Origin of the sequence: Roseomonas sp. TAS13 (assembly GCF_001950415.1) — a bacterium.
Taxonomy (GTDB): domain Bacteria; phylum Pseudomonadota; class Alphaproteobacteria; order Acetobacterales; family Acetobacteraceae; genus Roseomonas; species Roseomonas mucosa.
Map to the genome: position 1 here is coordinate 1 of NZ_BDLP01000202.1, position 7,915 is coordinate 7,915.

The window sequence follows — 7,915 nt, forward strand, 5'->3', positions numbered from 1 at the left end:
GCGCACCAGGGCGAAGGTGCCGGTCCGCTCGTCCGGCAGGCCGTCGAAGACCCCGCGATGGCCGCCGGCCTCGATGCCCTGGGCGACCAGGGCATGAACGCCCGCCGCCTCGGCCTGGGCGGCCTCGCGCGGGCTGGTGGCGGTGGCGAGGAGCGTGATGCCCGCGTCACGGAGCGCTGCCAGCCGGGCCGCATCGGGCAGGCCGAAGTGGAAGCTGACGACCGGCGGCCGCTCCTCCAGCAGCATGGCCAGCATCGCCTCGTCGGTGAGGAAGCTGGCGTAGATTTCGCGCAGTGCCGCCGGGGGTTCCGCGCCGAGGGCCGCGAAGGCCGGGCGCAGCCGCGCCAGCCAGGCGGCCTCCCGTGCCGGGTCCTGCGCGGCCGGGCGGTGGCAGAAGAGGTTGACGTTGAAGGGCGCCGCCGTGCGGGCCCGGATCTCCCGGATCATCTCCCGTGCCGCGGGCGCCGCCACGGCGCCGACCCCGATGGAGCCCAGCCCGCCGGCCTCCGAGACGGCGGCGGCCAGGGCGGGGGTGGAGACGCCCGCCATCGGCGCCTGGATGATCGGGGAGCGGACCCCCAGCCGCGCCAGAAGCGGATCGCGCATGGCTATTCTTCCCTCCGATTCGTCCCCCGCTGATAGACCTTCCGGTCCACTCGTCACAGGCAGGCTCCGGTGGTTGGCGGGCCGGCCGGGCCGGGTGGGCTGCGGGAGTCAGACGGAAAGGCTGCCGCGGATCTCGCGGAACAGCTTGCGGGCGATGGCCTCGGCGAAATCGGCATAATCGGCGCAGGCCACGGCGAAGCAGCCCGGGCCGCCGATCACCTCCGCCTCGTAATGGGCCAGCAGGTCAGGCTCCTCGTTGAGCACCGCCAGCCCGTTGACCACCACCCCCGCCTCCACCGCCAGATCCCGCACCGGACCGGAAGGGCGGCCGGTATTGCCCGCCCCGTCGCCCGAGACATCGAGCACCAGCCGTTCCGCCCACGCCGGAAAGGCCGCCAGCCGCGCCAGGGCGGCCGCCATACCCTCGCCCAGCGCGGTGGCGCCGGGTGGCGGCAGGCGGGGGGAGTTGTCGATCGCATCGGCCAGGGCCGAGGCGGAGGCCCCATCCGTCACGAGCAGCCAGGGAACCGCCAGGGCCTGTGCCCCCGGTCCGGACCATTGCAGCAGCGTCACCGCCACCGCCCCGCGCGGGCCCGAGGTCGCGGCGGCGACCAGCGCCGCCTGCCGCCAGGCCGCGGCCAGCCCGCCCATCATCAGCCCGAACTCGTCGTAATCCACCGAGGCGGACACATCGACCGCCAGGCAGAGCGCCAGATCAACGTCCCGCATGGCATCGCTTGGAGCATGCCGCCCGGCCGCGCGGGAAGCCCCGTCCGATCCCGCCGAAGGCAGGCGGAGGGTGACCGATTGTAATAAGATGGAGAAAAATCCACTTTCGATCTCGCTTTCGCCTCCGCCAGCCCCCAGCTTGCGTGCCGGTGCCCGGCATGGGCCGCCCCGACGACCCGCGAGGAGGAGCAGGCTTTTCCGCATGGATGGTGTTTCCGACGAGGCGGCCCTGCGGCCGCAGCGCTCCCCTTCCACGCCCGGCCCCTCCACGACCACAGGCGGTGCCTCCCATGGCGGCGATCTGCATGAGGGTGCTCCCATCTCCCGCATCATCGCGGAGGTCGCGGCCGCCTGTCCGGGCGAGCGGATCACCCTGGGCGAGATGGCGGAAGCCTTCGGCGACCGCGCCTTCGGCCTGCTGATCCTGCTCCTCTGCCTGCCGGCGCTGCTGCCCGGCATGGCCAGCGTCTTCGGCCTGCCGATGCTCCTGCTGGGTGCGCAGATGGGCCTGGGCCGCCAGGTGCCGGCCCTGCCCGGCTTTCTGGCACGGCGCTCGGTGAAGCGCGCCGACCTTCTCCGCCTGTCGGGGAGTTCCTCCCGCTGGCTGCGGCGCTTCGAGGCGCGGCTGCACCCGCATGACGGCTGGTTCACCTCCCCTGCCGGGGACCGGCTCGTCGGCTGGCTCACCGTGCTCTGCGCCGTGATGCTGATCCTGCCCGGCCCCGGCACCAATGGCCCGCCGGCCTTTGGCAACATCGTCATGGCCCTGGGTGTGGTGGAGCGCGACAACCGGCTGGTCGGCTGGGGCGTGGCGCTGACCGCGGCGGGCTGCCTCTTCGCGGCGGCGGTGCTCATCGCCATCTGCTGGCTCGGCTTCCAGGGACTGTCCTGGTTTCTCTGACTTGGTTCCTTTGGGCCGCCCTGCCGCGAACGCGGAGCCGGGCCGGGCGCTCCTCGCTTCTATACGGGCCCGCCTTGGTCTAGAGGACCGCGCATGTTCGGTCTCGTCTTTTCACGCCGCTATGCCATGGGGCACCGCCTGCTGTCGGGCGGTTCGGAGAAATGCGCCGTGCCGCATGGGCACAACGAGACGGTGACGGTGCGGCTGGAGGCGGCCCGCCCGGCGCCGCTGGACGGCCACGCCAACATGGTCGAGCCCTTCGAGCGCGCGAAGTCCCGTTGGCACCGCTGGATCGACGGGGCAGTGGATCATGCCTTTCAGATCGCGGAACACGACCCGTTGCTGGCCTGGTTCCGCCAGAACGAGCCGCATCGCCTGGACCGCCTCCTGGTCACGCCCGGCGACCCGACCACCGAGGTCCTGGCCTGCCTGTTCATGAGCAAGCTGAACACGTTCCTGGCGGAGGATGGCGGCCGGCTGCGCTGCGTCGGCATCCGGATCGAGGAAACGCCCACCAACACCGTCACCTTCGACGGCGATCCCCTGGCCTTCCTGCCCGCCGCCGCCCTGGACGGGGCACCCCGTTGGTGGCAGCGGGCGGATGACAGCATCAACGACCTGTCCATGCCCTTGCGGGCCGTGGTGGGCGCAGCATGAGCTACGCCGTCAAGGAGATCTTCGCGACCCTCCAGGGCGAGGGCGCACAGGCTGGCCGGCCCTCGGTCTTCTGCCGCTTCGCCGGCTGCAACCTCTGGAGCGGGCGGGAGGAGGACCGTGCCGGGGCGGTCTGCCAGTTCTGCGACACGGACTTCATCGGCATGGATGGCGAAGGCGGCGGCCGCTTCGCGGATGCCGGGGCCCTGGCCGCGGCGATCGAGGCCGCCTGGCCCGGCGGTGCGTCGCATCGCTACGTGGTCTTCACGGGCGGCGAACCGCTGTTGCAACTCGACACGCACCTGATCGCGGCGGTGCACGAGCGGGGCTTCGAGATCGCGGTGGAAAGTAACGGGACGGTGGAGCCGCCAGAGGGGATCGACTGGCTGTGCATCAGCCCCAAGGCCGGCGCCCCGCTCAAGGTCCGGTGCGGCTCCGAGTTGAAGCTTGTCTTTCCACAGCCCATGCTGATGCCCGATTCCCTGCCACCGTTGGAATTCGGGCATTTCTACCTGCAGCCGATGGATGGCCCGGACCGGCTGGCCCATACCGAGGCGGCGGTGCGCTACTGCCTGGAACACCCACAATGGCGGCTGTCGCTGCAAACCCATAAACTGATCGGCATCCCCTGACCCCTGCCTCCGGCGGCCTGACGCCGGTCCGCCTTCGCCCCGGGCCGGGGTGAGGTTTGGACCGGCCGGGAGAAGCCTGTCAGGTCACCGGACCGGTCCCGGCCGGAAAGCTCAGTGCTTGGTTTCCGGCTCGTAGTGCCCGCACCAATCGTCGTTGGAAACCTTGGGCCAGAGGCCATGGGCCTCGGCGCTGGGCTGCGTCACCGGCGGGTTGTAGCGACAGAGGCCCAGCTTCTCGTCATCCTTCGGGGCGGCTTGCCCGGCCATGTGCAGGTCGAAGAAGGTGCACTTCTCGCAGGCGGCCTGATTCATCGAGGCAGCAGACATCGTGGTCCTCCAAAATGCGGTCGATGCGGCGCGGCCTGCGCCACGTGTTCCGGAACGGGTGCATCCTGTTGCCGGTCATGGATGGATAACAATCTCCAAGAACAATCGCTTCCTTCACAAGAACAGGACCAGAGGCGAGAATGAGAATTTCTTTCAACCTGGCAGTTTTCCTCGTTACCGCCTACATCCACGCGGTTCCGGAAGCCCTCGCAGCCCGACCCTCGCTGTGGCCGGGCCTGGACCCGTCACGTGGAAAACAGGCCACACTCCACCAAAGGTTGTTTTCCTCGTAAACCATAACCTTATGGTTGTTGTTATTGTCGTGATACAATTCCACAGCTTGCCGCATCCTGCGGCTCGGGAACGATCATGATTGAAACCCTGAAGGAATTCACCTTCGAGGCCGCGCACCAGCTTCCCCCCTTCTCGGGGCTGCACGGGCATTCCTTCCTGGTGCAGGTCTTTCTGCGGGGCGAGCCGGACCCGGTCTATGGCTGGTCCCATAACCTCTACGAGGTGGAGAAGGTGGTGGAGAAGGTCCGGCTGAAAGTCGACCACACCTACCTGAATGACATCGAGGGCCTGGAGCATCCCAGCCTGGAGAACGTGGCGCGCTGGATCTGGGGACAGCTTTCCACCGAATTGGATGGACTCGACCGCGTCGTCGTGCGGCGAGGACCGGACGGCCTGGCGGAAGGTTGTACCTATTCCGGTCATTCCGACGCCGGAAAGCTAGTAACGGAAAGAATTCACAACCTTGAAGGGTGATTGCACCAGGAAAATCACGTATGCTGGCCGGAATGGCCTGGGGCGCTCGCTTGTGGAGAGGATAACGATGGACGATCGGCTGACGCGACGCTCCATGGCAAGGCTCCTGACGAGCCTGACGGGCGCCCTGCTGGCCGGCGCCGCCGGCCCACTCGGGACACCGGCTGCCAGGCCTGTCCTGACCGTTGCGGGCAAGATCAAGGTTTTTAACGACGGCGATCTGGCCCGGCTCGACCGCCCGATGCTGGAAGCCCTGGGCATGAGCAGCATCGTGACCCAGACCCCCTGGTACGAGCAGCCAGTGCGCTTCGAGGGTGTGCCGATGGCCAAGTTGCTGGAGGAGCTGGGCGCCTTCGGCACCACGGTGCAGGCCGTTGCCCTCAACGAGTACACGACCGAACTGCCGGTGGAGGATTTCTCCCGCTTCGGCACGCTGCTCGCCTTCAAGCGGGACGGCAACTACATGCCGGTCAGTGACAAGGGTCCGTTCTTCATCGTCTATCCCTATGACAGCAACCCCGATCTCCGCGCGCAGCGCTACTATGGGCGCTCCGCCTGGCAGGTGACGCGGCTGATCGTCAAGTAGCCCGATGGAGCCTGCCGCCGGCCCTCCCGCGCTCCCGGCATCGATCGCCCTGCCGGCCTGGGCCTCGCGCTCGCGATCCGTGCTGCTGGCGGCCACGATCCTGCTGATCGGCGTGGCCTTCTACCTGTCCGTCCTGATCGTCCAGCGCCAGCACGCGCTGGAGAACGTGTCGCGCTACAACCTCACCTGGCTGGTGACCCAGTCCGTGCCGGAGCTGAACCGGCTGCAGACCGTGGTGGCCCTCTACGCCCTGCCCGACGGCGACCGGGACGAGGAGCAGGTCCAGCTCTGGCTCGACATCTTCAAGAACCGGCTGCAGCTCTTCGGCAATGGCGAGGCGCGCGAGTTCTTCGACCGGCGCCCGGATATGGACGCGGCCCTGGCGAGGGCACACCAGGTCGCCACCCAGGTCCAGGCGCTGCTGCCACGGCTGGGGGCGGCCGGCACGCCGCAGGAGGTTCTGCGGCTGCTGGCCCCCATCAACCAGGACCTGCTGCGCATCTCGGCGGCCGCCTATGGCGACAGTTCCGAGCGCAATGCCCAGGACCTGCGCGACCTGACGGTGCTGCACTGGACCTTCTCGGGCGTCCTGCTCGGGCTGATCCTGTGCTCCCTGGGCCTCGTCGCCTTCCTGATCGGCAACAACCGCCTGCTGCGGCAGACCTATGCACGGATGCAGGCACTGGTCTCCGACCTCAGCCGCAACCGGCAGGAGCTGATCGAGGCCAAGGAGAACGTGCAGGAGGCGATGCTGGAGGCGCAGGCGCAGAACGAGGTCCTGCACCAGCGCGACCGCGACCTGCACATGCAGAACACGCGCTTCGATGCCGCGCTGAACAACATGTCGCAGGGCTTGTGCATGGTGGATGCGGCGCAGCGGCTGATCGTCTGCAATGTCCGCTTCCTCGACCTCTTCGACATCCCGCCCGCCTCGGTGCGGCAGGGGATGCAGGCGGAGGAGCTGTTCCGCCTCGCCGGGCATCAGCGTTCGGGGCGGGAGCTGGCGCAGCGCAGCCTGGAGGAGCACCGCCGCCTCTCGGAACAGCAGCAGCGCGCCGAGCTGGTGGTGGAGGTGCCCGAGGGCCGCGCCCTGGAGGTGACGCAGGAGCCGATGCCGGATGGCGGCTGGATCGCGACCTATGACGACATCACCGAGCGCCGGCGCACCGAGGCCAGCATCCGCTTCATGGCGCATCACGACATGCTCACGCGCCTGCCCAACCGGCATCTCTTTCGCAGCCAGGTGAAGGAGGCGCTGCAGGACCTGCGGCCGGGGCGCGACGAGATGGCCGTGCTCTGCCTCGACCTCGACCAGTTCAAGCTGGTGAACGACACGCTCGGCCATCCGGCGGGCGATGCGCTGCTGGAGCTGGTGGGGCAGCGCCTGCAGGGCTGCCTGCGCTCCACGGAGGTCGTGGCGCGGCTGAGCGGCGACGAGTTCGCCGTGCTGCACCGCTCGCTCGACCAGCCGCACCAGGCGGAGCTCCTGGCCCAGCGCATCATCGAGGTGATCGGCGCGCCCTACAGCCTGTCCGGACGGGTCGTGGTGGTGGGCGTGAGCATCGGCATCGCCGCGACGCAGGACAACCGGGTCACGCCGGACCAGCTGCTCAGCAAGGCCGACCTCGCCCTCTACCGCGCCAAGGAATCCGGGCGCGGCACCTACCGCATCTTCGAGGATGCGATGGAGGCCGAGATCCACGAGCGGGCGCTGCTGGAGGCCGACCTGCGCACGGCCCTGGCACAGGAGCAGCTGACCCTCGTCTACCAGCCGATCTTCGATCTGGAGGACGGCCGGCTCAACGGCTTCGAGACCCTGCTGCGCTGGCGCCACCCGCAGCGCGGCCCGATCTCTCCGGCGCAGTTCATCCCCCTGGCCGAGGAGATGGGCCTCATCGTGCCCATCGGCGAATGGGTGCTGCGCCGCGCCTGTGCCGAGGCGATGCGCTGGCCGAACCCGATCAGGGTGGCGGTGAACCTGTCGGCCCTGCAGTTCCAGCGCGGCGACATCGTGCAGGCCGTCCGCACGGCGCTGGAGACCTCCGGCCTGCCGCCGTGCCGGCTGGAGCTGGAGATCACGGAATCCGCGCTGCTGCAGGACAACGAGCGCGTCATGGCCATTCTCCGCCAGTTCCGCGACCTCGGCATCAGCACGGCGCTGGACGATTTCGGGACGGGCTATTCCTCGCTCAGCTACCTGCGCAGCTTCGCCTTCGACAAGATCAAGATCGACCAGTCCTTTGTGCGGGAGATGTCGGCGCGGCCGGATTCCCTGGCGATCGTGAACTCGATCGCCGCCCTGGCACATACCCTGGGCATGACCACCACGGCGGAAGGGATCGAGCGCCAGGACCAGCTCCAGCAGCTCCGCGAGGCCGGTTGCACCCAGGGCCAGGGCTTCCTGCTGGGCAGGCCGAGCGAGCCGGGCCAGCTCGCGCACTGGATGCCCGCCCTGGCGGAAAGCTGAACGGGGCCGCCCCCGTCACCGCCCCGTCATGGCCAGCAGCAGGTCCAGCCCGCGGGCGTCGCCAAGCACGGCGGCCTTTTCCGCCCGGGACAGGGCCGGAAGCACCTCCTCCAGCCGTTCCGCTTCCTCCACCCGCGCCAGGCCCAGCAGCAGGGCGGGATCGAGCGGGTCCAGCCGCGGGCGGCGTGGCGGCGGCAGCATCCGGCGATGCGCCTCGGCCAGGACCGGGTCGCCCGCCAGGTGGC

The 7,915-nt window shown here is 69.2% G+C and carries 9 protein-coding genes and 1 pseudogene; 6 read left to right on the plus strand and 4 right to left on the minus strand.

Going from position 1 to position 7,915, the window contains the following annotated elements:
- Positions 1–606, minus strand: a 606-nt coding sequence (locus tag ROTAS13_RS15190; protein ID WP_139323382.1) for a nitronate monooxygenase family protein, incomplete at its 3' end; no start/stop codon positions are given.
- Positions 607–714: 108 nt separating this feature from the next.
- The gene (locus ROTAS13_RS15195) at positions 715–1,335 is read right to left on the minus strand and encodes a DUF1194 domain-containing protein (RefSeq protein WP_075822753.1); all 621 of its coding nucleotides are present in this window, start codon (positions 1,333–1,335) and stop codon (positions 715–717) included.
- 202 nt (positions 1,336–1,537) lie between these two features.
- On the opposite strand from ROTAS13_RS15195, the gene ROTAS13_RS15200 reads away from it, so the two are divergent.
- The 3 genes from ROTAS13_RS15200 (at position 1,538) to queE (ending at position 3,522) form a co-directional block, all read left to right on the plus strand.
- Positions 1,538–2,236, plus strand: coding sequence for an exopolysaccharide biosynthesis protein (locus tag ROTAS13_RS15200; RefSeq protein WP_019461788.1), 699 nt, complete (start codon positions 1,538–1,540; stop codon positions 2,234–2,236).
- 93 nt (positions 2,237–2,329) lie between these two features.
- Entirely contained in the window at positions 2,330–2,893 is a 564-nt protein-coding gene (locus ROTAS13_RS15205) for a 6-carboxytetrahydropterin synthase (RefSeq protein WP_075822754.1), read from the plus strand.
- Positions 2,890–3,522, plus strand: coding sequence for a 7-carboxy-7-deazaguanine synthase (gene queE, locus ROTAS13_RS15210; protein WP_075822755.1), 633 nt, complete (start codon positions 2,890–2,892; stop codon positions 3,520–3,522). The genes ROTAS13_RS15205 and queE overlap by 4 nt, the downstream gene beginning before the upstream one ends.
- A gap of 111 nt (positions 3,523–3,633) precedes the next feature.
- Here queE and ROTAS13_RS15215 read toward each other — a convergent pair whose 3' ends face one another.
- Entirely contained in the window at positions 3,634–3,849 is a 216-nt protein-coding gene (locus tag ROTAS13_RS15215) for a hypothetical protein (protein ID WP_252571134.1), read from the minus strand.
- Between the two features lie 369 nt (positions 3,850–4,218).
- Here ROTAS13_RS15215 and ROTAS13_RS15220 point away from each other — a divergent pair, with 369 nt between their 5' ends.
- From ROTAS13_RS15220 to ROTAS13_RS15230, 3 genes are all read left to right on the plus strand, one after another.
- The gene (locus tag ROTAS13_RS15220; protein WP_075822757.1) at positions 4,219–4,617 is read left to right on the plus strand and encodes a 6-carboxytetrahydropterin synthase; all 399 of its coding nucleotides are present in this window, start codon (positions 4,219–4,221) and stop codon (positions 4,615–4,617) included.
- 67 nt (positions 4,618–4,684) lie between these two features.
- Positions 4,685–5,203 carry an oxidoreductase gene (locus ROTAS13_RS15225; protein WP_099781607.1) on the plus strand — a complete coding sequence of 173 codons (519 nt, stop codon included), beginning with the start codon at positions 4,685–4,687 and terminating at the stop codon, positions 5,201–5,203.
- Between the two features lie 4 nt (positions 5,204–5,207).
- Complete coding sequence (locus ROTAS13_RS15230) at positions 5,208–7,670, plus strand: bifunctional diguanylate cyclase/phosphodiesterase (RefSeq protein WP_075822758.1); 2,463 nt, start codon at positions 5,208–5,210, stop codon at positions 7,668–7,670.
- Between the two features lie 15 nt (positions 7,671–7,685).
- Here ROTAS13_RS15230 and ROTAS13_RS15235 read toward each other — a convergent pair.
- Positions 7,686–7,915: pseudogene (locus tag ROTAS13_RS15235) on the minus strand (glucan biosynthesis glucosyltransferase H); the annotation flags it as partial.